The sequence below is a fragment of the Pseudomonas fluorescens genome (assembly GCF_900215245.1).
In the GTDB taxonomy this organism is placed as follows: domain Bacteria; phylum Pseudomonadota; class Gammaproteobacteria; order Pseudomonadales; family Pseudomonadaceae; genus Aquipseudomonas; species Aquipseudomonas fluorescens.
Genome location: NZ_LT907842.1, coordinates 6,190,614 through 6,216,450 on the forward strand (window position 1 = coordinate 6,190,614; position 25,837 = coordinate 6,216,450).

Genomic DNA, 25,837 nt, shown 5'->3' on the forward strand with positions numbered 1-25,837 from the left:
AAGCCCTCTTGAGACGCCCGGCCGCGCCGGGCGTTTTTATTCCTGTCTTAAAAGTGCTTTTTTTCAATAGGTTACACATGAATCCTGATATTCCTCTTCAACTTCTGGGCGGCATCACGGCACGCGAATTCCTGCGCGACTACTGGCAGAAAAAACCGCTGCTGATCCGCCAGGCCATCCCTGATTTCGAAAGCCCGATCGATGCCGACGAACTGGCCGGCCTGGCCCTGGAAGAAGAAGTCGAATCGCGCCTGGTGATCGAGCACGGCGAGCGCCCATGGGAGCTGCGCCGCGGGCCTTTCGCCGAAGACGCCTTCAGCACCCTGCCCGAGCGCGAGTGGACGCTGCTGGTGCAGGCTGTCGACCAGTTCGTGCCGGAAGTGGCCGAGCTGCTGGAGCACTTCCGCTTCCTGCCAAGCTGGCGTATCGACGACGTGATGATCAGCTTTGCCGCACCCGGCGGCAGCGTCGGCCCGCACTTCGATAACTACGACGTGTTCCTGCTGCAGGCCCAAGGCAAGCGCAACTGGAAAATCGGCCAGATGTGCAACTCCGAAAGCCCGCTGCTGCAGCACGCTGACCTGCGCATCCTCGCCGAATTCGAACAAAGCGAAGAATGGGTGCTGGAACCGGGCGACATGCTCTACCTGCCGCCGCGCCTGGCGCACTTCGGCATCGCTGAAGATGACTGCATGACCTACTCGGTCGGCTTCCGCGCACCGAGCGCCGCTGAAGTCCTGACCCACTTCACCGACTTCCTCAGCCAATACCTGACGGACGAAGAGCGTTACACCGACGCCGACGCCCAACCGGTCAGCGACCCGCACCAGATTCAAGGCGATGCACTTGACCGCCTGAAAAGCCTTCTGGCCGAGCACATGAGCGACGAGCGCATGCTGCTGACCTGGTTCGGCCAGTTCATGACCGAGCCACGCTACCCGGAAATGGTCGCAGGCGAAGAGTTGGTCGAAGAAGACTTTATCGCCAGCCTGGAAGACGGCGCGATTTTGGTCCGCAACCCAAGCGCCCGCATGGCGTGGTCGGAAGTGGACGATGATGTCTTGCTGTTCGCCAGCGGCCAGAGCCGTTACCTGCCAGGCAAACTGCGCGAGCTGTTGAAGCTGATCTGCTCGGCCGACGCCCTGCACAGCGAAAATCTTGGTACATGGCTCGCAGACGAAGACGGTCGCGACCTGCTGTGCGAATTGGTCAAGCAAGGAAGCCTGGGATTTGCCGATGAATAAGATTCACGTAAGTGTCGCGGACTGGCAAAAGGATATCGCTGAGATTCGGCGCATTCGTGAAGCGGTATTCATCGCTGAACAATCGGTTCCACCTGAGCTTGAATGGGACGCAGACGACGCTGACGCCGTGCATTTTCTCGCCTTTGAAGGTGACTTTCCGATTGGCACCGCGCGCCTGCTGCCCAGCGGCGAAATCGGCCGCGTATCGGTGCTTAAGGACTGGCGCGGGCTGAAGGTCGGCGACAAGCTGATGGAAGCCGTGATTGGCATGGCCGAGCAACGTGGCCAGACCAAGCAGTTCCTCAGTGCGCAGGTGTATGCGGCGCCGTTTTATGAGCGACTGGGCTTCAAGATTGTCAGTGATGAGTTCCTGGAAGTCGGGATTCCACATGTCGATATGGTGCGCGAGGGCTGATTCGAGACCGAGTCGCCCTTATCGCAGGCAAGCCAGCTGCCACATTTGGAATGCATTCCCCTGTCGGAGCTGGCTTGCCTGCGATAGCGTCATCAGCAATACCCAAAATGCCCTGCCTGCCAGGGCATTTTGCCGTCTACGATTCAACTTGCGACCTGCCAGGCCGACAAACTGGCACTATCAAGCTTAAATGACTCGCAGAGATAACGGACATGTCCCTACGCACCCTGCTCACCGCTCTCCTCCTGACCGCCAGCGTCTCAGCAATGGCTGACACCGAAGTCGTCAACCTGAGCAATCGCACCAGCGCTGATTTACTGCCCGTGGCGCAGAATTTCATCGGCAAGGACGGCACCGTCAGCGCCTACGGCAACCAGCTGATTGTCAAAGCCGACCCCGGCAAGATCCAGGACCTGCGCGCATTGCTCGCCCAACTCGACACACCCGCCAAGCGCCTGCTGATCACCGTCGACAGCAACGAAAACAATCAGCAGAACACCGGCGACAGCCAGACGCGCATCATCAGTTACGGCACCGCCAGCCGCGATGGAGGCATCCAGCAGATCCAGGCCAGCGAAGGAGTGCCCGCGCTGATCCAGGTGGGCCAGAGCGTGCCACTGACAACGACCCAGCCAGACGCCTATGGCCGCCCGCAAAACCAGACCCAGTATCGCAACGTGACCCAAGGTTTTTACGTCACCGCCAGCGTCACTGGCGAGACCGTACACCTGGCCATCAGTACCAACCGTGACCGTATGAGCCAGGAACGTCCCGATGTAGTGAACGTACAGAGTACCGACACAACCGTCAGCGGGCGCCTGGGTGAATGGATCTCGCTGGCAGGCATCAACCGTGAGACTCAGGCCGACAAATCTTCTACAACCCGCAGCTACTCTACTCAGGGACGCGATGACCTGACTTTGCGGGTCAAGGTCGACACCTTGAACTGAAGCACCGAAAACTGACTGGCGAGTCGTATTAGACTAAAGATGTAGTGCTATAAAAAAAGCACTACAAAACGTTTGACGATCCAAAAAAGCATGGGCATGATGGCCTCGCTCCCGCTAATCAGGGGCCCTGGCAAGGGCCTTCGGATCGTCGCTCTAAGCTACCCATCTGAGCCGATTCGTGTCTGTACCGCCCACAAGGTGTGTTTGACGAGGTTGCGACTGGAACGAAGTTGTCCCGAGGGACGGAAGCTAACCAGGTAACCCGGCTACACACTGATGGATCGTACAAAGGCCCACGACGCCCGAAGACTGTTCGCAGTTCGCCCTTACCTGCCCAACTCCCCTCTCGCTACTCGTTCATCCCGTCGCCTTCCCCGCCGAACCTGACTTGACCGCCTAAGCTTCTGGTCAGCGAGCGCCACGCCTGTGCAGTGAATGCAGGGCTGGCAAACGGATCTTTCCACACTGTTTTTCCACACGAAGACGCGACGAGGTTTTTCCCATGGCACTGACACGCGAACAGCAAATTGCAGCCCTTGAAAAAGACTGGGCTGAAAACCCACGCTGGAAAGGCGTGACCCGCGCTTATTCCGCTGCTGACGTCGTCCGCCTGCGTGGCTCGGTTCAACCAGAGCACACCTTTGCAAAACTCGGCGCCGAGAAGCTGTGGAACCTGGTAACCCAAGGTGCCAAGCCGTCCTTCCGTCCCGACAAAGATTTCGTCAACTGCATGGGCGCCCTGACCGGTGGCCAGGCAGTCCAACAGGTGAAAGCCGGTATCCAGGCGATCTACCTGTCCGGCTGGCAAGTGGCAGCGGACAACAACTCCGCTGAATCCATGTACCCCGACCAGTCGCTGTACCCGGTGGACTCGGTGCCAACCGTGGTCAAGCGCATCAACAACTCGTTCCGTCGTGCCGACCAGATCCAGTGGAAAGCCGGTAAAGGCCCGGGCGATGAAGGCTACATCGACTACTTCGCACCGATCGTGGCGGATGCTGAAGCCGGTTTCGGCGGCGTACTGAACGCCTACGAGCTGATGAAAAGCATGATCGAGGCTGGCGCTGCCGGCGTGCACTTCGAAGACCAGCTGGCTTCGGTGAAAAAATGCGGGCACATGGGCGGCAAAGTGCTGGTGCCTACCCAGGAAGCCGTACAGAAGCTGACCGCTGCGCGCCTGGCCGCTGACGTGGCCGGCACCCCGACCATCATCCTGGCACGTACCGACGCCAACGCTGCTGACCTGCTGACGTCCGATTGCGACCCATACGACAAGCCATTCGTCACCGGCGAACGTACCCAGGAAGGCTTCTATAAAGTACGCGCCGGCCTCGACCAGGCCATCGCTCGCGGCCTGGCCTACGCGCCGTACGCCGACCTGATCTGGTGCGAAACCGCCAAGCCGGACCTCGACGAAGCGCGTCGTTTCGCCGAAGCGATCAAGAAGGAATACCCGGACCAACTGCTGTCCTACAACTGCTCGCCTTCTTTCAACTGGAAGAAGAACCTGGACGACGCGACCATCGCCAAATTCCAGCGCGAACTGTCGGCCATGGGCTACAAGCACCAGTTCATCACCCTGGCCGGCATTCACAACATGTGGCACAGCATGTTCAACCTGGCGCACGACTACGCCCGCAACGACATGACGGCCTACGTGAAGCTGCAGGAGCAGGAGTTCGCTGACGCGTCCAAAGGCTACACCTTCGTGGCGCACCAGCAGGAAGTGGGCACCGGCTACTTCGACGACATGACCACCGTGATCCAGGGCGGCACCTCGTCCGTGACCGCGCTGACCGGTTCGACCGAAGAAGAACAGTTCCACTGATCAACTGAGTACACGGCCATTGCGGGTTCACGGAAGACCTAACCGCAATGCCGCACGATCTGACGCCCCGACTGGTTCGGGGCGTTTTTTTTGGTGCGCAGAAAAGCCCTCGGACAGCACACGCATCAAAGGTGGGGGCTGGCTCGCCTGCGATAGCGGTCCGTCAGCGCCCTTTCACAGGCTGGCACACCCCTGTCGCGGGCAAGCCTGGCTCACACAGGGACTGGGCCGAACCTGAAGGCTTTGCGCAAAACATTGATCCAGAGCGGTATTTGCCTGAATAAAATCGGTTAAAAGATCCCTTCGAGCAACTAGCGGCAATCTAGCAAGTAACAGTAACTTCCCCCGCTACATCACGCGCACCCGCTTAACACCCACCCAAACAATAGTCATTATCATTTAGCCCATGAAAACTTCTTTACAGCTTAAACAAAACATATTTGATAAAAAGCCCGCTAATGCCCACCCCGCAAGGGCTGCAGCCCCACAAAGGTGCACTATGTGCTTATTCCATCGAATAATTTCGCTATAGGAATTTTACTTGCCCGGTGTTTAGCCATAAAATCACCGCGATTGATTGCAGTGCGACATATCGTCACTGCATCGTTACTTTTTCGAGCTCAGAGACCTTTGCTCTCTGTTAAGGATTTCCAGCATGACCGAAGCGACAGGACTCATGGCCCACAACTGGGGCTTTGCCATTTTCCTCCTCGGTGTTGTCGGCCTTTGTGCCTTCATGCTTGGTGTCTCCAGCCTCCTCGGGTCAAAAGCCTGGGGCCGCAGCAAAAATGAACCGTTCGAGTCCGGCATGCTGCCTACAGGTGGCGCCCGCTTGCGGCTCTCAGCCAAATTCTATCTGGTCGCGATGCTGTTCGTGATCTTCGATATCGAAGCCCTCTTTCTCTTTGCCTGGTCTGTGTCCGTCCGCGAAAGCGGCTGGACCGGATTCGTCGAAGCCCTCGTTTTCATAGCAATTCTGTTGGCAGGCCTTGTCTACCTATTTCGAGTGGGCGCCCTTGACTGGGCTCCGGAAGCTCGTCGTAAGCGGCAAGCGAAGCTGAAACAATGAGGCTTTGGCGATGCAATACAATCTCACCAGGATCGACCCGGATGCTCCTAACGATCAGTACCCTATCGGCGAACGGGAAACCGTTTCCGATCCGTTAGAAGATCAAGTCCACAAAAACATCTACATGGGCAAGCTGGAAGACGTGCTGAGTGGCGCGGTCAACTGGGGACGTAAGAACTCCCTGTGGCCGTACAACTTCGGTCTGTCCTGCTGCTACGTGGAAATGACCACCGCCTTCACGGCGCCCCACGACATCGCGCGCTTTGGCGCCGAAGTTATCCGGGCATCACCGCGTCAGGCGGATTTCATGGTTATCGCCGGAACCTGCTTTATCAAGATGGCGCCGATCATTCAGCGTCTCTACGAGCAAATGCTCGAACCGAAGTGGGTTATCTCCATGGGTTCGTGCGCCAACTCCGGTGGCATGTACGACATCTATTCCGTCGTTCAAGGGGTGGACAAGTTCCTGCCCGTGGACGTCTACGTGCCTGGCTGCCCGCCCCGCCCTGAAGCATTTCTGCAAGGCTTGATGCTGTTGCAGGAATCGATTGGCAAGGAGCGTCGCCCACTGTCCTGGGTTGTCGGAGATCAAGGCGTGTATCGCGCCGAGATGCCGTCACAAAAGGAACAGCGCCGCGAACAGCGAATCGCAGTCACCAACCTGCGCAGCCCCGACGAAGTCTGATCCAGCACCGCTTCTTTTATAGAACGAAAACCTGGCTTCATTCTTTACGTTGACCGAAAGCGATAAAAAACCATGACTACAGGCAGTGCTCTGTACATCCCGCCTTATAAGGCAGACGACCAGGATGTGGTTGTCGAACTCAATAACCGTTTTGGCCCTGACGCCTTTACCGCCCAGGCCACACGTACCGGCATGCCGGTGCTGTGGGTGGCGCGCGCCAGGCTCGTCGAAGTCCTGACCTTCCTGCGCAACCTGCCCAAGCCGTACGTCATGCTCTATGACCTGCATGGCGTGGACGAGCGTCTGCGGACCAAGCGCCAGGGCCTGCCGAGCGGCGCCGATTTCACCGTGTTCTATCACCTGCTGTCGATCGAACGTAACAGCGACGTGATGATCAAGGTCGCCCTCTCCGAAAGCGACCTGAGCGTCCCGACCGTGACCGGCATCTGGCCCAACGCCAGCTGGTACGAGCGTGAAGTCTGGGACATGTTCGGTATCGACTTCCCGGGCCACCCGCACCTGACGCGCATCATGATGCCGCCGACCTGGGAAGGTCACCCGCTGCGCAAGGACTTCCCTGCGCGCGCCACCGAATTCGACCCATTCAGCCTGAACCTCGCCAAGCAACAGCTTGAAGAAGAGGCTGCACGCTTCCGGCCGGAAGACTGGGGCATGAAACGCTCCGGCACCAACGAGGACTACATGTTCCTCAACCTGGGCCCGAACCACCCTTCGGCGCACGGTGCCTTCCGTATCATCCTGCAACTGGACGGCGAAGAAATCGTCGACTGCGTGCCGGACATCGGTTACCACCACCGTGGTGCCGAGAAGATGGCCGAGCGCCAGTCGTGGCACAGCTTCATCCCGTACACCGACCGTATCGACTACCTCGGCGGCGTGATGAACAACCTGCCGTACGTGCTCTCGGTCGAGAAGCTGGCCGGTATCAAGGTGCCGGACCGCGTCGACACCATCCGCATCATGATGGCCGAGTTCTTCCGGATCACCAGCCACCTGCTGTTCCTGGGTACCTACATCCAGGACGTCGGCGCCATGACCCCGGTGTTCTTCACCTTCACCGACCGCCAGCGCGCCTACAAGGTCATCGAAGCCATCACCGGCTTCCGCCTGCACCCGGCCTGGTACCGCATCGGCGGTGTCGCGCACGACCTGCCAAATGGCTGGGAACGCCTGGTCAAGGAATTCATCGACTGGATGCCCAAGCGTCTGGACGAGTACCAGAAAGCCGCCCTGGACAACAGCATCCTCAAGGGCCGGACCATTGGGGTCGCGGCCTACAACACCAAAGAGGCCCTGGAATGGGGCGTCACCGGTGCTGGCCTGCGTTCCACCGGTTGCGATTTCGACCTGCGTAAAGCGCGCCCGTACTCCGGCTACGAGAACTTCGAATTCGAAGTGCCGTTGGCGGCCAATGGCGATGCCTACGACCGTTGCATCGTGCGCGTCGAAGAAATGCGCCAGAGCCTGAAGATCATCGAGCAATGCATGCGCAACATGCCGGCAGGCGCGTACAAGGCGGACCACCCGCTGACCACGCCGCCGCCGAAAGAGCGCACGCTGCAACACATCGAAACCCTGATCACGCACTTCCTGCAGGTTTCGTGGGGCCCGGTGATGCCGGCCAACGAATCCTTCCAGATGATCGAAGCGACCAAGGGTATCAACAGTTATTACCTGACGAGCGATGGCGGCACCATGAGCTACCGCACCCGGATTCGCACTCCAAGCTTCCCGCACCTGCAGCAGATCCCTTCGGTGATCAAAGGTGAAATGGTCGCGGACTTGATTGCGTACCTGGGTAGTATCGATTTCGTTATGGCCGACGTGGACCGCTAAGCATGAATAGCACGCTTATCCAGACAGACCGTTTCACCTTGAGTGAAACCGAGCGCTCGGCCATCGAGCACGAGCTGCATCACTACGAAGACCCGCGCGCGGCGTCTATCGAAGCCTTGAAGATCGTCCAGAAGGAACGTGGCTGGGTGCCGGACGGCGCCCTCTACGCCATCGGCGAGATCCTTGGCATCCCCGCCAGCGACGTTGAAGGTGTGGCCACGTTCTACAGCCAGATCTTCCGCCAGCCGGTGGGTCGCCACATTATTCGCGTGTGCGACAGCATGGTCTGCTACATCGGTGGCCACGAGTCCGTGGTCAGTGAGATCCAGAACAAGCTGGGCATCGGCCTCGGCCAGACCACTCCGGATGGCCGCTTCACGCTGCTGCCGGTGTGCTGCCTGGGTAACTGCGACAAGGCGCCGGCGTTGATGATCGACGACGACACATTCGGTGACGTGCAGCCTGCTGGCGTCACCCAATTGCTCGAGGGCTACCCATGACCCTGACTTCTTTCGGCCCGGCCAACCTGATCAAGCGTTCGGCCGAGACCCACCCGCTGACCTGGCGCCTGCGTGACGACGGCGAGCCGGTATGGCTCGACGAGTACCAGGCCAAGAACGGTTACGCCGCGGCGCGCAAAGCCTTCGCCGACATGGCCCAGGACGATATCGTCCAGACCGTGAAAGACGCCGGCCTTAAAGGTCGCGGCGGTGCTGGCTTCCCCACTGGCGTTAAGTGGGGGCTGATGCCCAAAGACGAATCCATCAACATTCGCTACCTGCTGTGCAACGCGGATGAAATGGAGCCGAACACCTGGAAAGACCGCATGCTGATGGAGCAACTGCCCCATCTGCTGATCGAAGGCATGCTGATCAGTGCCCGTGCACTGAAAACCTACCGTGGCTACATCTTCCTGCGTGGCGAATACACCACCGCCGCCAAGCACCTGAACCGTGCCGTGGAAGAAGCCAAGGCCGCCGGCCTGCTGGGCAAGAACATCCTCGGTTCCGGTTTTGACTTCGAACTGTTCGTGCACACCGGCGCCGGGCGTTATATCTGCGGTGAAGAAACCGCACTGATCAACTCCCTCGAAGGCCGCCGCGCCAACCCGCGCTCCAAGCCGCCCTTCCCTGCCGCCGTCGGCGTGTGGGGCAAGCCGACGTGCGTGAACAACGTCGAGACCCTGTGCAACGTGCCGGCGATCATCGCCGACGGCGTGGACTGGTACAAATCGTTGGCCCGCGAAGGCAGCGAAGACATGGGCACCAAGCTCATGGGCTTCTCCGGCAAGGTCAAGAACCCGGGCCTGTGGGAATTGCCATTCGGCGTGACCGCCCGCGAGTTGTTCGAGGACTACGCCGGCGGTATGCGCGACGGCTACACCCTCAAGGCCTGGCAACCAGGCGGCGCCGGCACCGGCTTCCTGCTGCCCGAGCACCTCGACGCACAAATGTACGCCGGCGGCATCGGCAAGGTCGGCACCCGTATGGGTACTGGCTTGGCGATGGCGGTGGACAACACCGTGAACATGGTGTCGTTGCTGCGCAACATGGAGCAGTTCTTCGCCCGCGAATCCTGCGGCTTCTGCACCCCGTGCCGTGACGGTTTGCCATGGAGCGTGAAGCTGTTGATGGCGATCGAGAAAGGCGAAGGCCAGCCAGGCGACATCGAGACCCTGCTGGGTCTGGTCGGCTTCCTCGGCCCAGGCAAGACCTTCTGTGCTCACGCACCGGGCGCCGTGGAGCCATTGGGCAGCGCAATCAAATACTTCCGTTCGGAGTTCGAAGCCGGCATCGCGCCTACCAGCGCCGCCGTCCCGCCTCTGGCGAGGCCGATCGTAGTCGGCGCGTAACGCTTAACCAGGCGAAGGGTCCGTGCCCTTCGCCTGCTCATGTGCTGACGCCTGTATGGCTGTGTAGATGCACATGAATAACAAGATTCCATTAGCCACGCCCGCTGACAACGGGCCAACGAAGAACTTTGAACCATGGCCACTATCCACGTAGACGGCAAAGCGCTCGAAGTCGATGGGGCGGACAACCTGTTACAGGCATGTCTGTCACTAGGCCTCGACATCCCTTATTTCTGCTGGCACCCCGCGCTTGGTAGCGTGGGTGCCTGCCGCCAGTGTGCGGTCAAGCAGTACACCGACGAAAACGACACCCGTGGTCGTATCGTCATGTCCTGCATGACCCCAGCCACCGACAACACTTGGATCTCCATCGAAGATGAAGAATCCAAGGCGTTCCGCACCAGCGTTGTCGAATGGCTGATGACCAACCACCCCCACGACTGCCCGGTCTGTGAGGAAGGCGGTCACTGCCACCTGCAAGACATGACGGTGATGACCGGCCACAACGAGCGCCGTTATCGCTTCACCAAGCGCACTCACCAGAACCAGGACCTCGGCCCGTTCATTTCCCACGAAATGAACCGCTGCATCGCCTGCTACCGTTGCGTGCGTTTCTATAAAGACTACGCCGGCGGCACCGACCTGGGCGTATTCGGCGCCCACGACAACGTGTACTTCGGTCGCGTTGAAGACGGCGTGCTCGAAAGCGAGTTCTCCGGCAACCTCACCGAGGTCTGCCCGACCGGTGTGTTTACCGACAAGACGCACTCCGAGCGTTACAACCGTAAGTGGGACATGCAGTTCGCACCGAGCATCTGCCATGGCTGCTCCAGCGGTTGCAACATCTCCCCGGGCGAGCGCTACGGCGAATTACGGCGGATCGAAAACCGCTTCAACGGTTCGGTCAACCAGTACTTCCTGTGCGACCGTGGCCGTTTCGGCTATGGCTACGTCAACCGCGAAGACCGCCCACGCCAGCCGCTGTTGGCCGGTGGCGCCAAGCTGAGCACCGACGAAGCACTGGATAAAGCCGCCGACCTGTTGCGCGGCCGCAACATCGTCGGTATCGGTTCGCCACGCGCCAGCCTCGAAAGCAACTTCGCGTTGCGCGAGCTGGTCGGTGCCGAGCACTTCTACTCCGGTATCGAAGCCGCTGAGCTGGAGCGCATTCGCCTGGTCCTGCAGGTGCTGAACGACAGCCCGCTGCCGGTTCCGAACATGCGCGACATCGAAGACCACGATGCGATCTTCGTCCTCGGCGAAGACCTGACCCAGACCGCTGCGCGTATCGCGCTGTCGCTGCGTCAGTCGGTCAAAGGCAAGGCCGAAGACATGGCCGACGCCATGCGCGTACAGCCTTGGCTTGACGCCGCGGTGAAAAACATCGGCCAGCACGCGCTGAACCCGCTGTTTATCGCAAGCCTGGCTGAAACCAAGCTCGACGACATCGCCGAAGAATGCGTGCACGCCGCGCCTGACGACCTGGCGCGTATTGGTTTCGCCGTGGCCCACGCCCTGGACGCCAGCGCACCTGCCGTCGAAGGCCTGGACACGGAAGCCGCGGAACTGGCCCAGCGCATCGCCGACGCCCTGCTGGCCGCCAAGCGTCCATTGATCATTGCCGGCACCTCGTTGGGTTCCAAAGCGCTGATCGAAGCCGCCGCCAACATCGCCAAAGCCTTGAAGCTGCGCGACAAGAACGGTTCCATCAGCCTCGTCGTGCCGGAAGCCAACAGCCTTGGCCTGGCCATGCTCGGTGGCGAGTCCCTCGACGCCGCCCTGCAGGCTGTGACCGACGGCAAAGCTGACGCCATCGTGGTACTGGAAAACGACCTGTACACCCGCACCGATTCGGCCAAGGTTGACGCCGCGCTGGACGCCGCCAAGGTGCTGATCGTTGCCGATCACCAGAAGACCGCCACCAGCGAGCGTGCCGACCTGGTGCTGCCAGCCGCCACCTTCGCCGAAGGCGACGGTACCCTGGTCAGCCAGGAAGGCCGTGCCCAGCGCTTCTTCCAGGTGTTCGATCCGAAATACATGGACGCCAGCATCCTGGTTCACGAAGGCTGGCGCTGGCTGCATGCCCTGCGCTCGACCCTGCTGAACCAGCCACTCGACTGGACCCAGCTCGACCACGTCACCGCAGCCGTCGCCGCAAGCGCCCCGCAACTGGCGCGCATTGTCGACGCGGCACCGTCCGCCGCGTTCCGCATCAAGGGCATGAAGCTGGCCCGTGAGCCGCTGCGTTACTCCGGGCGTACCGCCATGCGTGCTGACATCAGCGTGCACGAACCGCGTACACCGCAGGACAACGACACCGCGTTCGCCTTCTCCATGGAAGGTTATTCGGGTTCGGTCGAGCCGCGTCAACAGGTGCCGTTTGCCTGGTCGCCGGGCTGGAACTCGCCGCAGGCCTGGAACAAGTTCCAGGACGAAGTCGGTGGTCATATCCGCGCTGGCGACCCAGGCACCCGCCTGATCGAAAGCACCGGTGATGCGCTGAACTGGTTCGCCGCCGTCCCGCGTCCGTTCAACCCGGCCCAGGGCACCTGGCAGGTTGTGCCGTTCTTCCACCTGTTCGGCAGCGAAGAAACCTCTTCCAAAGCCGCACCGGTTCAAGAGCGCATTCCGGCCGCCTACGTGTCCGTGGCCAAGTCCGAAGCCGACCGCCTGGGTGTCAACGACGGCGCCCTGCTCAGCCTGAACGTCGGTGGCAAGACCCTGCGTCTGCCGCTGCGTATCAACGACGAGTTGGGTGCGGGTCTGGTGGCACTGCCAAAAGGCCTCGCCGGTATCCCGCCTGCGATCTTTGGCCAAACCGTTGACGGTCTGCAGGAGGCAGCGCAATGACCTGGTTCACCCCTGAAGTGATCGACGTGATCATCTCGGTCGTCAAGGCCATCGTGATCCTGTTGGCCGTGGTCGTCGCGGGCGCCCTGCTCAGCTTCGTCGAGCGTCGCCTGCTGGGCTGGTGGCAGGACCGTTACGGTCCGAACCGCGTTGGCCCGTTTGGTATGTTCCAGATCGCCGCCGACATGCTGAAAATGTTCTTCAAGGAAGACTGGACCCCACCGTTTGCCGACAAGGTGATCTTCACCCTGGCACCGGTCGTGGCCATGAGCGCCTTGCTGATCGCCTTCGCCGTTATCCCGATCACCCCGACCTGGGGCGTGGCGGACCTGAACATCGGCTTGCTGTTCTTCTTCGCCATGGCCGGTCTGTCGGTCTACGCGGTGCTGTTCGCCGGTTGGTCGAGTAACAACAAGTTCGCCCTGCTGGGCAGCTTGCGGGCTTCGGCCCAGACCGTGTCCTACGAAGTGTTCATGGGCCTCGCGCTGATGGGCATCGTGGTGCAGGTCGGCTCGTTCAACATGCGCGACATCGTCGAGTACCAGGCGCAGAACCTGTGGTTCATCATTCCGCAGTTCTTTGGCTTCTGCACCTTCTTCATCGCTGGCGTCGCCGTGACTCACCGTCACCCGTTCGACCAGCCGGAAGCGGAACAGGAACTGGCCGACGGTTACCACATTGAATACGCCGGCATGAAATGGGGCATGTTCTTCGTTGGCGAGTACATCGGCATCATCTTGATCTCGGCCCTGCTGGTCACGCTGTTCTTCGGCGGCTGGCACGGTCCGTTCAACATCTTGCCGCAACTGGCGTTCTTCTGGTTCTTCTTGAAGACGGCGTTCTTCATCATGCTGTTCATCCTGCTGCGCGCCTCTATTCCGCGCCCGCGCTATGACCAGGTGATGGATTTCAGCTGGAGATTCTGCCTGCCGCTGACCCTGATCAATTTGCTGGTGACGGCTGCCGTTGTGTTGTTGAACACGCCAGCCGGCGCGGTTCAGTGAGGATTTGACCCATGTTCAAATATATTGGCGACATCGTTAAGGGTACCGGTACCCAGTTGCGAAGCCTGGTGATGGTGTTCGGTCACGGCTTCCGCAAACGCGACACCCTGCAATACCCGGAAGAAGCGGTGTACCTGCCGCCGCGCTATCGCGGCCGTATCGTGCTGACCCGCGACCCCGATGGCGAAGAGCGTTGTGTAGCCTGCAACCTGTGCGCCGTGGCGTGCCCGGTAGGCTGCATCTCCCTGCAGAAAGCTGAAACCGAAGACGGTCGCTGGTACCCGGACTTCTTCCGCATCAACTTCTCGCGCTGCATTTTCTGCGGCCTCTGCGAGGAAGCTTGCCCGACCACCGCGATCCAGCTGACACCGGATTTCGAGATGGCCGAGTTCAAACGTCAGGACCTGGTGTACGAGAAAGAAGATCTGTTGATCTCTGGTCCCGGTAAAAACCCTGATTACAACTTCTATCGTGTTGCAGGTATGGCCGTTGCCGGTAAGCCGAAAGGCGCCGCACAAAACGAAGCCGAGCCGATCAACGTGAAGAGCTTGCTGCCTTAAGGAAGAAAGATGGAATTCGCTTTCTATTTCGCGTCGGGTATTGCAGTGGTGTCCACGCTTCGCGTGATCACCAACACCAACCCCGTGCACGCCCTGCTCTACCTGATCATTTCGCTGATCGCCGTGGCCATGACCTTCTTCAGCCTCGGCGCACCGTTCGCCGGTGTCCTGGAAGTGATTGCCTACGCCGGCGCCATCATGGTGCTGTTCGTGTTTGTGGTGATGATGCTCAACCTGGGGCCGGCTTCGGTCGCCCAGGAGCGCGTCTGGCTCAAACCCGGCATCTGGCTTGGCCCGGTTGTCCTGGCCGCCCTGCTGCTGGGTGAACTGCTGTATGTGCTGTTCGCTCACCAGAGCGGCCAGGCCATCGGCCACACCACCGTAGACGCGAAGGCCGTGGGCATCAGCCTGTTCGGCCCGTACCTGCTGGTGGTCGAACTGGCTTCGATGCTGCTGCTCGCGGCAGCCATCACCGCCTTCCACTTGGGCCGCAACGAAGCCAAGGAGCAATGACGATGCCTGCTATCCCTTTGGAGCATGGTCTGGCGGTCGCCGGCATCCTGTTCTGCCTTGGCCTGGTCGGCCTGATGGTCCGCCGTAACATTCTGTTCGTGTTGATGAGCCTGGAAATCATGATGAACGCCGCAGCACTGGCGTTCATCGTTGCGGGTGCACGTTGGGGCCAGCCGGATGGACAAGTCATGTTCATCCTGGTGATCAGCCTGGCAGCCGCCGAGGCCAGTATTGGCCTGGCGATCCTGCTGCAACTGTATCGTCGCTTCCACACGCTTGATATCGACGCTGCCAGTGAGATGCGCGGATGAACATGATCTTTCTGACTTTCGTATTTCCCCTGATCGGTTTCCTGCTGCTGTCGTTCTCCCGTGGACGCTGGTCGGAAAACCTGTCTGCCCTGGTGGGTGTGGGTTCCATTGGCCTGTCGGCGATTGTCGCCGCCTATGTCATCTGGCAATTCAACGTGGCGCCGCCGGAAGGCGGCCACTACACCCTGGTACTGTGGCAGTGGATGTCGGTGGAGGGCTTCAAGCCCAACTTCGCCCTCTACATCGACGGCCTGTCGATCACCATGCTTGGCGTGGTCGTCGGTGTAGGCTTCCTGATCCACCTGTTCGCGTCCTGGTACATGCGCGGTGAGGCCGGTTACTCGCGCTTCTTCGCCTACACCAACCTGTTTATCGCCAGCATGCTGTTCCTGGTCCTCGGCGATAACCTGTTGTTCCTGTACTTCGGCTGGGAAGGCGTGGGCCTGTGCTCGTACCTGTTGATCGGTTTCTACTACAGCAACCGCAACAACGGTAACGCGGCACTCAAGGCCTTTATCGTCACCCGCATCGGCGACGTGTTCATGGCCATCGGCCTGTTCATCCTGTTCCAACAAGTGGGCACGCTGAACATCCAGGAACTGCTGGTGCTGGCACCGCAGAAGTTCCAGGTCGGTGATTTCTGGATCACCCTGGCGACCCTGATGCTGCTGGGTGGCGCTGTGGGTAAATCCGCACAACTGCCGCTGCAAACCTGGCTGGCGGATGCGATGGCCGGCCCGACTCCGGTCTCCGCACTGATCCACGCCGCAACCATGGTCACCGCCGGTGTCTACCTGATCGCCCGTACCCACGGCCTGTTCACCCTGGCGCCGGAAATCCTGCACCTGGTGGGCCTGGTTGGCGGCGTGACCCTGGTACTGGCCGGCTTCGCCGCGCTGGTGCAGACCGACATCAAGCGTATCCTCGCCTACTCGACCATGAGCCAGATCGGCTACATGTTCCTGGCCCTGGGCGTCGGTGCCTGGGACGCGGCGATCTTCCACCTGATGACCCACGCGTTCTTCAAGGCGCTGCTGTTCCTTGCTTCGGGTGCGGTGATCGTTGCCTGCCACCACGAGCAGAACATCTTCAAGATGGGCGGCCTGTGGAAGAAACTGCCGTTGGCCTACGCCAGCTTCATTGTGGGGGGTGCGGCGCTGGCTGCCCTGCCGTTGGTGACCGCCGGTTTCTACTCCAAAGACGAAATCCTCTGGGAAGCCTTTGCCAGCGGTAACCAGAATCTGCTCTACGCAGGTCTGGTGGGTGCCTTCATGACCTCGCTGTACACCTTCCGCCTGATCTTCATCACCTTCCACGGTGAAGCCAAGACCGAAGCACACGCAGGCCACGGTATCTCCCACTGGCTGCCACTGTCGGTGCTGATCATCCTGTCGACCTTCATCGGCGCCATGATCACCCCGCCACTGGCCGGTGTATTGCCGGAAAGCGCTGGGCATGCCGGCGGCGCTGCCAAGCACAGCCTGGAGATCGCCTCCGGCGCCATCGCCATCGCCGGTATCCTGCTGGCGGCCCTGTTGTTCCTCGGCAAGCGTCGCTTCGTGACCGCCGTCGCCAACAGTGGCATTGGCCGCTTCCTTTCGGCCTGGTGGTTCGCCGCCTGGGGCTTCGACTGGATCTACGACAAACTGTTCGTCAAGCCTTACCTTGCGATCAGCCATGTACTGCGCAGAGACCCGCTCGACCAGACCATCGGTTTGATCCCGCGCGCCGCCAAGGCCGGTCACACCGCCCTGAGCCGCAGCGAGACGGGCCAATTGCGTTGGTATGCAGCTTCCATGGCCGTCGGCGCCGTGCTGGTGATCGGCGCCATCGTGGTGGTAGCGGTATGACTATGAACATTGCGTACTTTGCGAACTTGCAAAAGGAAACGAGCCCGTCATGATTCTGCCCTGGCTAATCCTGATCCCCTTTATCGGCGGCCTGCTCTGCTGGATGGGTGAACGCTTCGGCGCCACCCTCCCCCGCTGGATTGCGTTGCTGACCATGTCCCTGGAACTCGCGCTCGGCCTCTGGCTGTGGGCCCATGGCGACTATTCATTTGCTCCGGCACCGGGTGTCGATCCGACCTTCGCGCTTGAATTCAAGCACGTGTGGATCCAGCGCTTCGGCATCAACGTGCACCTGGCCCTCGACGGCCTGTCGCTGTTGATGATCCTGCTGACCGGCCTGCTGGGTATCCTCTCGGTACTCTGCTCCTGGAAAGAGATTCAGCGTCACGTGGGCTTCTTCCACCTGAACCTGATGTGGATCCTGGGCGGCGTTGTCGGCGTGTTCCTCGCCCTCGACCTGTTCATGTTCTTCTTCTTCTGGGAAATGATGCTGGTGCCGATGTACTTCCTCATCGCGCTCTGGGGTCACAGTTCTTCGGACGGCAAGAAAACCCGGATCTACGCGGCGACCAAGTTCTTCATCTTCACCCAGGCTTCCGGCCTGATCATGTTGGTGGCGATCCTGGGTCTGGTACTGGTCAACTTCAACAGCACGGGCGTGATCACGTTCAACTACGCCGACCTGTTGAAAACCAAGATGTCCCTGACCACCGAGTACATCCTGATGCTGGGCTTCTTCATCGCGTTCGCGGTGAAGCTGCCGGTGGTGCCGTTCCACTCCTGGTTGCCTGACGCTCACGCCCAGGCGCCGACCGCAGGTTCCGTGGACCTGGCGGGTATCCTGCTGAAAACGGCGGCCTACGGCCTGCTGCGTTTCGCCCTGCCGCTGTTCCCGAATGCCTCGGCCGAGTTTGCGCCGATCGCCATGACCCTGGGTCTGATCGGGATCTTCTACGGTGCGTTCCTGGCCTTCGCCCAAACCGACATCAAGCGTCTGATCGCCTTCTCGTCCGTTTCCCACATGGGTTTCGTACTGATCGGCATCTACTCCGGCAGCCAGCTGGCGTTGCAAGGCGCAGTGATCCAGATGTTGGCCCACGGTGTCTCGGCCGCCGCGCTGTTTATCCTCAGTGGCCAGCTGTACGAGCGCCTGCACACCCGTGACATGCGTGAAATGGGTGGCGTGTGGTCACGCATCGCTTACCTGCCGGCGATCAGCCTGTTCTTCGCCGCCGCCTCCCTGGGCTTGCCGGGCACCGGCAACTTCATCGGCGAGTTCCTGATCCTGATGGGTTCGTTCGTGCACACACCGTGGATCAGTGCCATTGCGACTTCCGGCCTGGTGTTCGGTTCGGTTTACTCGCTGATCATGATCCACCGCGCCTATTTCGGCCCGGCCAAGTCCGACACCGTCCTGCAAGGGATGGATGCTCGCGAACTGATCATGGTGCTCGGCCTTGCGGTGCTGCTGATCTACATCGGCGTGTACCCGCAACCGTTCCTGGACACTTCTGCCGCGACGATGCATGGCGTGCAGCAGTGGTTCAGCACCGCCTTCACTCAACTCGCTTCGGCACGGTAAGAGCGCTATGGAATTCACGATCCAACACTTTATCGCGCTTGCGCCGCTGCTGATTACCAGCCTCACCATTGTGGTGGTGATGCTGGCGATCGCCTGGCGCCGCAATCACTCGCAAACGTTCCTGCTGTCCTGTGCCGGTTTGAACCTGGCCCTGCTGTCGATCATTCCGGCCCTTAAAGTCGCGCCACTGGCCGTGACCCCGCTGATGATGATCGATGACTTCGCGCTGCTGTATATCGCGTTGATCCTCGTCGCCACCCTGGCCTGCGTGACCCTCGCGCATGCCTACCTCGGCGAAGGCGGCACCGGCTACCCTGGCAACAAGGAGGAGCTGTACCTGCTGATCCTGCTGGCTGCGGCCGGTGGCATCGTGCTGGTCAGCGCGCAGCACCTCGCGGGCTTGTTCATCGGCCTGGAACTGCTGTCGATCCCGACCTACGGCCTGGTGGCCTACGCCTTCTTCAACAAGCGCTCCCTGGAAGCCGGCATCAAGTACATGGTGCTCTCGGCCGCCGGTTCCGCGTTCCTGTTGTTCGGTATGGCCCTGCTCTACGCAGAAGCCGGCAGCCTGAGCTTCACCGGTATCGGTCACGCCCTGGCAACCACCAGCATGCCTGCGCCAATCGCCCAGTTGGGCCTGGCCATGATGCTGATCGGCCTGGCGTTCAAGCTCTCCCTGGTGCCGTTCCACCTGTGGACCCCGGACGTGTACGAAGGCGCCCCGGCGCCGGTGGCGGCGTTCCTGGCCACAGCGTCGAAGGTTGCCGTGTTTGCGGTGATGGTGCGTCTGTTCCAGATCTCCCCTGCCGCCAACACCGGCGTGCTGAGCAACGTGCTGACCGTGATCGCGATTGCGTCGATCCTGTTCGGTAACCTGCTGGCCCTGACCCAGAACAACCTCAAGCGTCTGCTCGGTTACTCCTCCATCGCTCACTTCGGCTACCTGCTGATCGCCCTGGTGGCGAGCAAAGGCCTGGCCGTGGAAGCGATTGGCGTGTACCTGGTCACCTACGTCATCACCAGCCTCGGCGCATTCGGCGTTATCACGCTGATGTCCTCGCCGTACAAAGGCCGTGACGCCGACGCCCTGTACGAATACCGCGGCCTGTTCTGGCGCCGTCCGTACCTGACCGCCGTACTCACCGTGATGATGCTGTCCCTGGCCGGCATCCCGCTGACCGCGGGCTTTATCGGCAAGTTCTACATCGTCGCTACCGGTGTTGAAGCGCACGAGTGGTGGTTGGTTGCGTCCCTGGTACTGGGCAGCGCCATCGGCGTGTTCTACTACCTGCGCGTGATGGTCACCCTGTACCTGATCGAGCCAAACCTGCGCCGTGTGGACGCCGAGCTGCACTGGGAACAAAAAGCCGGTGGCGTGATGCTGCTGGCAATCGCCCTGCTGGCGTTCTTCCTGGGTGTGTACCCTCAACCGTTGCTCACCTTGGTGCAGCATGCGGTGCTGGGCGTTTGATCGCCTAGCGGGACGTTAGTCAACAAAACGGCGCCTTCGGGCGCCGTTTTGGATTCTGCGACACGTTATTGAGTCAGCGAGCGGTGGCGTCTATTGAACGCACATCAGCGCGCAGCGTGCGCCGATTGCGTTGCTGGCATCCGCGCTGGCGGTGAGCAACTATCCTGTGTGTCATCCTGCTCGCGGACGGTTTACGTGTCGCACCGGGCGGCAACAACTGACCACTGCCAAAAGAGGGCCACGCAGGTTGGATGACCTGGATTACAGCCAACCCTACACGTCCGCGCGCTCGCCCGTCATGGGCAACAACATGGTCGCCTGTTCCCAGCCGCTGGCCGCTCAGGCGGGCCTGGGCCAGCCTGAACGCGCTCAGAAAACAGCGCTCAGGTCACTTGGTGTGTGCATCGACTGCAGGTAAAACGCTGGCGCGACGGCGTCTATGTCAAGACGCCTGCGAGTGTGCGAGCACCAGGCCAGCAAGCGTCTCGCGCAGCTGCGGATGGGCCGGCAAGCGAATGCCGAAGGTTTCATGCAGTAATCTCATCAGCTCATCGGCGCTCTCGATGACACGCTTTTCGCTCGGTTGGTCGAGACTGTGCAGAGCATAGTTGGCATTGTTCAACGTATACCGTTTGCCCGGTGCCAGACGCGCGGCCTTCAACTGCCCGACGAAGACTGACGCCGGGTGCGTCGATACGTACCAGTTGCCGATGAGGTAGTCCATGTCCGCCTGCACTTGCAGGTCGAACACATACAAACCCCGCCACTCCTCGCCCACCTGGGTCCACAGGGTGTAGTCGGCACCATTGAACGTCAGGCGATAAGGTTCATGAGCCGTGGCCTGAACCGCCTCGGTGTCCAGCTGCAGTGGGCTGCTCGGCACCATGCCGCCAAAGCCCACATCGGTCACATAACGCACGCCATCCAGTGTCACCAGGCTCAGGCGATGGGTACGCCCGGTGCGCGCGTCCGGTGGCCCGCCCATCACGACCCAGCCGGTCAGCCCCCGCGCGTCAAAGCCTAATTCCTGCAGCAGCGCCAGAAACAGGTGGTTCAGCTCAAAGCAATAGCCGCCGCGCCCCTCCAGCAGAACCTTTTGCTCGATGCTGGGCAAATCGATCGGCACCGCCGCACGCAGCAAGGTCGACAAGCTCTCGAAAGCGAAGGTGCACACATGGCGCAGTTGCAGCGCTTGCAAGGTTTGCAGGGTGGGCGGTGGCGGCGAGTCATAGCCCAGGCGTTGCAGGTAGAGCTGGCTGTGAGTCAGACGGGGCATGGCGCGATCCTTTAGCGCAGGGCGAAGCCGTCACTATGCCGCGACAGTGTGCAGGTTGTCATTTTGAGTGAACCTTTTTGAACGCTTACCTATCCATCTATAACAAGACAGGGAGGCAACATGAGTACCGCAAAAATCTACACCATCCACTATCAGCTGCACGGTCAACCGAAGTCCTTTGTGGTGCGCGCCGAGGTCATGAACAACGCCGAGGCCTGGCACTGGGCGGCGGTCGACGCCGACATTGCGCATGTCAGCCGCATTGGGCGCGTGGGTCACGAACAGGTGAAAAAAACCACCCGCCCCTGGGCGGAGAAGTTCGGCATTACCGAGGTCACCTGGGCTCCGCCCAAGTAAGTACCTCCACACAAGCAAACGCCCCGCCACCGCGGGGCTGACTTTACTTCTTCAAGTCGCCCAACGGATCGTAGGGCGGCTTTTTTTCCGCCGGTTGTTTCTTGCCCTTGTCCAGGGGCGCGATCGCCGGGCCAATCGGGTCGACCTGAGGGTCGGCGACGTCGGGGGAATCCGGGTCGAAGCCCAGTTCATCCTTGCCGCTGGCATGCTCGCTGGATCGCGGGCCTTTGGGGGAATCACTCACGATGACCTCCTTATTTAAAGCGGGCGCGCTTTGTCATGCAGGTTTTCCAGGTCTTGCTCAACCTGCTGCTCATCATCGTCCTGACGCTCCGCCGGGTCGTTGGGACGCAACGCATCGTTGTCGCGCTCCTCCTCGCCGGGTGTGCGGTCAGGGTTGGGCGTGCCAGGGGGGGGTTGTTTATATTCGGGCATGATCGTTCACCTCAAGGGGAGTGGGTGGCCTACACAAAATTAGAGAAAGCGCCAGGCTTCATCGTTCAACTTGTTTGCCCAAAGCATGCGAAGATGCCACCCCGCGCCCTGTTGAGACCTGCCCCGGATGTTCGAGCTCAAACCCTGCGACCCCGTTACCTACCGCCAACAAACGCGGCGCAGCACACTCATCGTGGCCGTGCTGTTCATCGCCTTGGCGATGCTGCTGTCGAGCTTGGCAGTGATGCTGTTTGGCGAACCCGGCGGCGATAACTTTCGCTTCAATGTCGGTGGCGTGTTTGCCGGGGTATTGATCACGCTCGCGCTGGTGCGCGGCCCATTCTGGACCCAGCCTTGGCTTGCACCCGCGGTATATGGCTGGCAGCTCAAACGCAGCCTGATGAGCGTGACCAATGTGATGCACACGGTCACTGAACGCGTGCAAGCCAACGACCCGACGGCGATCAAGGTCCTGCGCTTCTACCACTTGGGGCTGACCCAGATGCATGCGCTGGATGCCAATTCCAGCGCCCAGGCGCAACTGGTCGGTGAAATCGACGCGCACGCGGCAAAGATGCAGGCGCTGGGGATCGACACCGAGCAAACCCGCTTCGACCCTGCATGGATGGACAGCATTAAAAGCGCTTGAGACCGCACGCCGCGGTCAGCCGCTGACCTTTGCCCGCCAGCAGAACACTGCGCTCACCGCAATCGCTGCCCCCGCCAGGCCAAACACCCACGGCGCCGACGCCACCGGCAGCAACAGGCCCGCCATCAGCGGCCCAAGGCCCGCGCCGACATCGCGCCACACCGCGTTCGACGCCAGCGCCGAAACGCGCATCGAGCCCGGGTTGCGCTCGGCCACCAAGGTGGTGACCAGTGGCAGTTGCAGCGCGCGTAACACCAGCACAGCGGCCGCGCCGACAATCACCCAGTAACTGCCGAACGCGGTCAGCGCCAAGGCACTCAAAAACGAGAACAGCAGCAGCATTGAGGTGGCGCCAAAGCGTTGCGCCGCGCGGCCACCCAGTGGGCTCAGGAGCATTTCCGAGGCATAGCGCAGGGCCATTAATCCACCGGCGATCAGCACCGCGTCGCCGCCGAGAATCTTCTGGGCCTGGATCGACAGGCCAAAGATAAACAGCCCGTCCAGCGCCACACCTTCGATAAATGACCAGGTCGCGACGCTATCCGGCCACTTGAAGCGGCGCCCTGTGCTGTGCAAATCATGCCCGTTGGTGGGCAACCCGCGCGCCACCCAAACGCCGACCAGGCAGCAGCCGGCAAGAATCACGAAGATGGGACGCGGCCCGGCCCATAAGGTCAACCAGCCACCGAGCGGCAACGCCAACATCGGCCCCAGGGCAATCACCGCCCGTGAGCGCCCTGCCCTGCGTGCTGCGCCCGCCGGTTCGGAAGTCGCCAACACTTGCGTCGACAGGTTCAACGCGGCGAAACACAGCCCCCAGATCAGCCGCAGCCCCAACAATGCCGCAAACCCCGACAACATCGAGTTGCCCAAAGCGCACACGGTCGCCGCGCCAGCGGCGATCATGCAGGTCAGGCGATCGCCGTTGCGTGCGTAGAAATTCAAGACATGCCGGTAGCCGAAAATCCGCACCAGGCGGTTCGCCGCCAGCAACACCCCGGCCTGGGCCAGCGTGATGCCAAAGGCCTGGGACTCCATGGGCAGCAGCAGGTAGAGCAACACGTCACTGGGCAGGCACAACGCGAGGGTCAGTGCGGCACGTCGGGAAGTGCGATCAGCAGTACGTTGGGCCTGGCTGGACATAAATCTGAAATATTCCGAAACATTCAGGCCGCCACACTAGCGCCCTCGACGACGCATTTACAACGGCCGTTTACGCTTTTTTCCCGTAGGGCAGCAAGCGCAGACCGCTGGCCACGCTGCCCACCAGTGCAAACACGCAGCCCAGCCACAACGCATATTTCGGGCCGCTGGCCAGGGACAGATGGAAACAAAACGCCACCAGCGATGCGCCCAGCGTTTGCCCCAACAAGCGTGAAATCGCGACGATGCCACTGGCCCCGCCGCTGCGCGCGAGCGGTGCACTGGTCATCAACGCCTTGAGGTTGGGCGACTGGAAAAAGCCGAACCCGGCGCCACACAAGGCCATGCGCCAGCCGATGTCAAAGGCCGACGCCTCGTTACCCAAGGTCGCCAGCGCCGCCATGCCCACGCTGAGCATCAACAGGCCGATACCGCACAACACGCCCAAAGACACCCGATCCGCCAGCCGCCCCGCCACCAAGGCCATCACCGCAACCACAGCAGGCCACGGCGTCATCAGAAAACCGGTTTCCACCTGGCTATGGCCGAGGACTGCCTGCAACAGGAACGGCAACGACACAAACGCCAGGCCCTGGGCGCTGAACGCACAGATGGCGGTGAGGGACGACAGCGCAAACACCGGCCGCTTGAACAGGTCCAGGGCGAGCATCGGCGCCGGATGCCCGGCCTGCCGACGCAACAACAGCACGCCGCAGACCAGCGCCACAGCGATCAGGCCCAGGGTCAGTGCGCCTTGGGCACCGTGTACCGCCGTACCCAGCCCGAGCACCAACAAGGCAAACAGCCCGGCACACAGCAACGCGGCGAGGCGGTCGAACGCATGCCCGGTCATCGGCAGCGTCGGTAATGAACGCAGACCCAGGCCCAATGCCAACAAGCCCAATGGCACGTTGATCAGGTACAGCCAGTGCCAGGTCGCCACCGACAGAATCGCCGACGCGGCCGTGGGCCCGAGGGTGAACGCCAAGCCCACGACCAACGAGTTATAGCCCAAGCCGCGCCCGAGCATTTTCGAGGGGTAGATATGCCGCAGCAACGCCGTGTTCACGCTCATCACCGCCGCCGCACCGAGCCCTTGCGCCACGCGCGCGGCCGTCAGGGTCAACAGCGACCCGGCCAGCCCGCAAAACAACGACGAGACAATAAACAGCAGCAACCCGCCGAGATACACCCGGCGGTGCCCCAGCACATCACTCAACGACGCGAACGGCAGCACCGTGGCAATAATCGCCAACTGATAGGCGTTGACGACCCAGATCACCGAGGCCGAGTCGGTGCCGATGCCTTCGGCCAACGTCGGTAACGCTGTGTTGACGATGGCCGTGTCCAGGGTTGCCATGCCGATCCCCAGGGAGATGGCGATGACGGCGGGCAGGCGTTTATTGAGGGGCAACCCATCGGCAACAGAGGACATGAACAATCCGCGCAGGTGACATAGGCCTCTAGAGTACGGGGCGCGCGGATTTTTTTCAGTGGCCAATTGCCTGGCTGTCGGAATTTTCATGTACGCCGAGGGTGTTGATTCGCCGTCGCGCTTCATCCCTATATCGGCTGACTTGACTGGGTGTGGCCAAGGCCCGAGGGGTGCGCAGTCCGGTTCGTATCAGCAATCTGTCAGAACGTCATACCGATGTACCAAGGTGGTGCATGGAGACGTTTGGCCCCCAAAACCGATCCATCACCGCCACCCCACGGCGGTTTTATTCGGCATCCCGAACGACACAATTAGAAATATTCGTGTTTCCGAACAAATCCGCGTCAACCGCCCCAACCAACCTGAAAATCACCATAAATTTCATGCGGTTGTTGTCATCTTTGTTACATGCCAACTGGCATACATTCTGCTTTAGCACTATTTCCAGTAATAAAATGTTTCAGGGTTGAGACAGTCTCATCCACTGAGACAGGATTCGCG

24 protein-coding genes are annotated in these 25,837 nt (G+C 60.9%); 19 read left to right on the plus strand and 5 right to left on the minus strand.

Annotated features, from left to right (window positions below):
* The first annotated feature begins 77 nt into the window (after nt 1–77).
* The 17 genes from CPH89_RS28585 (at nt 78) to nuoN (ending at nt 20,041) form a co-directional block, all read left to right on the plus strand.
* Entirely contained in the window at nt 78–1,244 is a 1,167-nt protein-coding gene (locus CPH89_RS28585; RefSeq protein ID WP_053256836.1) for a ribosomal protein uL16 3-hydroxylase, read from the plus strand.
* The gene (locus CPH89_RS28590) at nt 1,237–1,659 is read left to right on the plus strand and encodes a GNAT family N-acetyltransferase (RefSeq protein WP_053256837.1); all 423 of its coding nucleotides are present in this window, start codon (nt 1,237–1,239) and stop codon (nt 1,657–1,659) included. The genes CPH89_RS28585 and CPH89_RS28590 overlap by 8 nt, the downstream gene beginning before the upstream one ends.
* Before the next feature lie 212 nt (nt 1,660–1,871).
* On the plus strand, nt 1,872–2,609 hold the full coding sequence (locus tag CPH89_RS28595) for a secretin N-terminal domain-containing protein (RefSeq protein ID WP_053256838.1): 738 nt from the start codon (nt 1,872–1,874) through the stop codon (nt 2,607–2,609).
* 502 nt (nt 2,610–3,111) lie between these two features.
* Nucleotides 3,112–4,437, plus strand: a complete 1,326-nt coding sequence (gene aceA, locus CPH89_RS28600) for an isocitrate lyase (RefSeq protein ID WP_053256839.1) — start codon at nt 3,112–3,114, stop codon at nt 4,435–4,437.
* A gap of 655 nt (nt 4,438–5,092) precedes the next feature.
* The gene (locus CPH89_RS28605; protein ID WP_003219575.1) at nt 5,093–5,506 is read left to right on the plus strand and encodes an NADH-quinone oxidoreductase subunit A; all 414 of its coding nucleotides are present in this window, start codon (nt 5,093–5,095) and stop codon (nt 5,504–5,506) included.
* A gap of 10 nt (nt 5,507–5,516) precedes the next feature.
* Nucleotides 5,517–6,191 (plus strand): NuoB/complex I 20 kDa subunit family protein, encoded by a 675-nt coding sequence (locus CPH89_RS28610; RefSeq protein ID WP_012724951.1) that lies wholly within the window; start codon nt 5,517–5,519, stop codon nt 6,189–6,191.
* Between the two features lie 72 nt (nt 6,192–6,263).
* Complete coding sequence (gene nuoC, locus CPH89_RS28615; protein ID WP_053256840.1) at nt 6,264–8,048, plus strand: NADH-quinone oxidoreductase subunit C/D; 1,785 nt, start codon at nt 6,264–6,266, stop codon at nt 8,046–8,048.
* Between the two features lie 2 nt (nt 8,049–8,050).
* Nucleotides 8,051–8,548, plus strand: coding sequence for an NADH-quinone oxidoreductase subunit NuoE (gene nuoE / locus CPH89_RS28620; RefSeq protein ID WP_003174721.1), 498 nt, complete (start codon nt 8,051–8,053; stop codon nt 8,546–8,548).
* Entirely contained in the window at nt 8,545–9,900 is a 1,356-nt protein-coding gene (gene nuoF, locus CPH89_RS28625) for an NADH-quinone oxidoreductase subunit NuoF (RefSeq protein ID WP_053256841.1), read from the plus strand. Before nuoE ends, nuoF begins: the two co-directional genes overlap by 4 nt.
* A gap of 135 nt (nt 9,901–10,035) precedes the next feature.
* A complete protein-coding gene (nuoG, locus tag CPH89_RS28630) occupies nt 10,036–12,750 on the plus strand; it encodes an NADH-quinone oxidoreductase subunit NuoG (RefSeq protein WP_053256842.1) in 2,715 nt (904 codons plus the stop codon).
* Nucleotides 12,747–13,754: an NADH-quinone oxidoreductase subunit NuoH gene (gene nuoH / locus CPH89_RS28635; RefSeq protein ID WP_053256843.1), complete on the plus strand. Its 1,008-nt coding sequence runs from the start codon at nt 12,747–12,749 to the stop codon at nt 13,752–13,754. The genes nuoG and nuoH overlap by 4 nt, the downstream gene beginning before the upstream one ends.
* An 11-nt stretch (nt 13,755–13,765) precedes the next feature.
* Nucleotides 13,766–14,314: an NADH-quinone oxidoreductase subunit NuoI gene (nuoI, locus tag CPH89_RS28640; RefSeq protein WP_003174725.1), complete on the plus strand. Its 549-nt coding sequence runs from the start codon at nt 13,766–13,768 to the stop codon at nt 14,312–14,314.
* Nucleotides 14,315–14,323: 9 nt separating this feature from the next.
* Nucleotides 14,324–14,827 (plus strand): NADH-quinone oxidoreductase subunit J, encoded by a 504-nt coding sequence (gene nuoJ / locus CPH89_RS28645; RefSeq protein ID WP_003174726.1) that lies wholly within the window; start codon nt 14,324–14,326, stop codon nt 14,825–14,827.
* A 2-nt stretch (nt 14,828–14,829) separates the two neighbouring features.
* Entirely contained in the window at nt 14,830–15,138 is a 309-nt protein-coding gene (nuoK, locus tag CPH89_RS28650) for an NADH-quinone oxidoreductase subunit NuoK (protein ID WP_003174727.1), read from the plus strand.
* Nucleotides 15,135–16,988: an NADH-quinone oxidoreductase subunit L gene (gene nuoL, locus CPH89_RS28655; RefSeq protein ID WP_053256844.1), complete on the plus strand. Its 1,854-nt coding sequence runs from the start codon at nt 15,135–15,137 to the stop codon at nt 16,986–16,988. Before nuoK ends, nuoL begins: the two co-directional genes overlap by 4 nt.
* A gap of 49 nt (nt 16,989–17,037) precedes the next feature.
* Entirely contained in the window at nt 17,038–18,570 is a 1,533-nt protein-coding gene (nuoM, locus tag CPH89_RS28660; RefSeq protein WP_053256845.1) for an NADH-quinone oxidoreductase subunit M, read from the plus strand.
* Between the two features lie 7 nt (nt 18,571–18,577).
* Entirely contained in the window at nt 18,578–20,041 is a 1,464-nt protein-coding gene (nuoN, locus tag CPH89_RS28665) for an NADH-quinone oxidoreductase subunit NuoN (protein ID WP_053256846.1), read from the plus strand.
* A gap of 442 nt (nt 20,042–20,483) precedes the next feature.
* Here the strand turns inward: nuoN and CPH89_RS28675 are convergent, their stop codons facing one another.
* Nucleotides 20,484–21,317 (minus strand): arylamine N-acetyltransferase family protein, encoded by an 834-nt coding sequence (locus tag CPH89_RS28675; RefSeq protein ID WP_053256847.1) that lies wholly within the window; start codon nt 21,315–21,317, stop codon nt 20,484–20,486.
* A 120-nt stretch (nt 21,318–21,437) separates the two neighbouring features.
* Between CPH89_RS28675 and CPH89_RS28680 the strand changes: the two genes are divergently transcribed.
* Nucleotides 21,438–21,674, plus strand: a complete 237-nt coding sequence (locus tag CPH89_RS28680; protein WP_053256848.1) for a DUF6555 family protein — start codon at nt 21,438–21,440, stop codon at nt 21,672–21,674.
* Nucleotides 21,675–21,717: 43 nt separating this feature from the next.
* On the opposite strand, the gene CPH89_RS28685 is transcribed toward CPH89_RS28680, so the two are convergent.
* Together CPH89_RS28685 and CPH89_RS30490 are read right to left on the minus strand one after the other, a co-directional pair.
* Nucleotides 21,718–21,918 carry a DUF6021 family protein gene (locus tag CPH89_RS28685; RefSeq protein WP_053256849.1) on the minus strand — a complete coding sequence of 67 codons (201 nt, stop codon included), beginning with the start codon at nt 21,916–21,918 and terminating at the stop codon, nt 21,718–21,720.
* Between the two features lie 14 nt (nt 21,919–21,932).
* Nucleotides 21,933–22,109, minus strand: a complete 177-nt coding sequence (locus tag CPH89_RS30490) for a hypothetical protein (protein WP_167422768.1) — start codon at nt 22,107–22,109, stop codon at nt 21,933–21,935.
* Nucleotides 22,110–22,236: 127 nt separating this feature from the next.
* Between CPH89_RS30490 and CPH89_RS28690 the strand changes: the two genes are divergently transcribed.
* The gene (locus CPH89_RS28690; protein WP_053256850.1) at nt 22,237–22,758 is read left to right on the plus strand and encodes a DUF3087 domain-containing protein; all 522 of its coding nucleotides are present in this window, start codon (nt 22,237–22,239) and stop codon (nt 22,756–22,758) included.
* A gap of 15 nt (nt 22,759–22,773) precedes the next feature.
* On the opposite strand, the gene CPH89_RS28695 is transcribed toward CPH89_RS28690, so the two are convergent.
* On the minus strand, nt 22,774–23,901 hold the full coding sequence (locus tag CPH89_RS28695) for an MFS transporter (RefSeq protein ID WP_053256851.1): 1,128 nt from the start codon (nt 23,899–23,901) through the stop codon (nt 22,774–22,776).
* 70 nt (nt 23,902–23,971) lie between these two features.
* Nucleotides 23,972–25,336 carry an MFS transporter gene (locus CPH89_RS28700; RefSeq protein ID WP_053256852.1) on the minus strand — a complete coding sequence of 455 codons (1,365 nt, stop codon included), beginning with the start codon at nt 25,334–25,336 and terminating at the stop codon, nt 23,972–23,974.
* Nucleotides 25,337–25,837 lie beyond the last annotated feature (501 nt).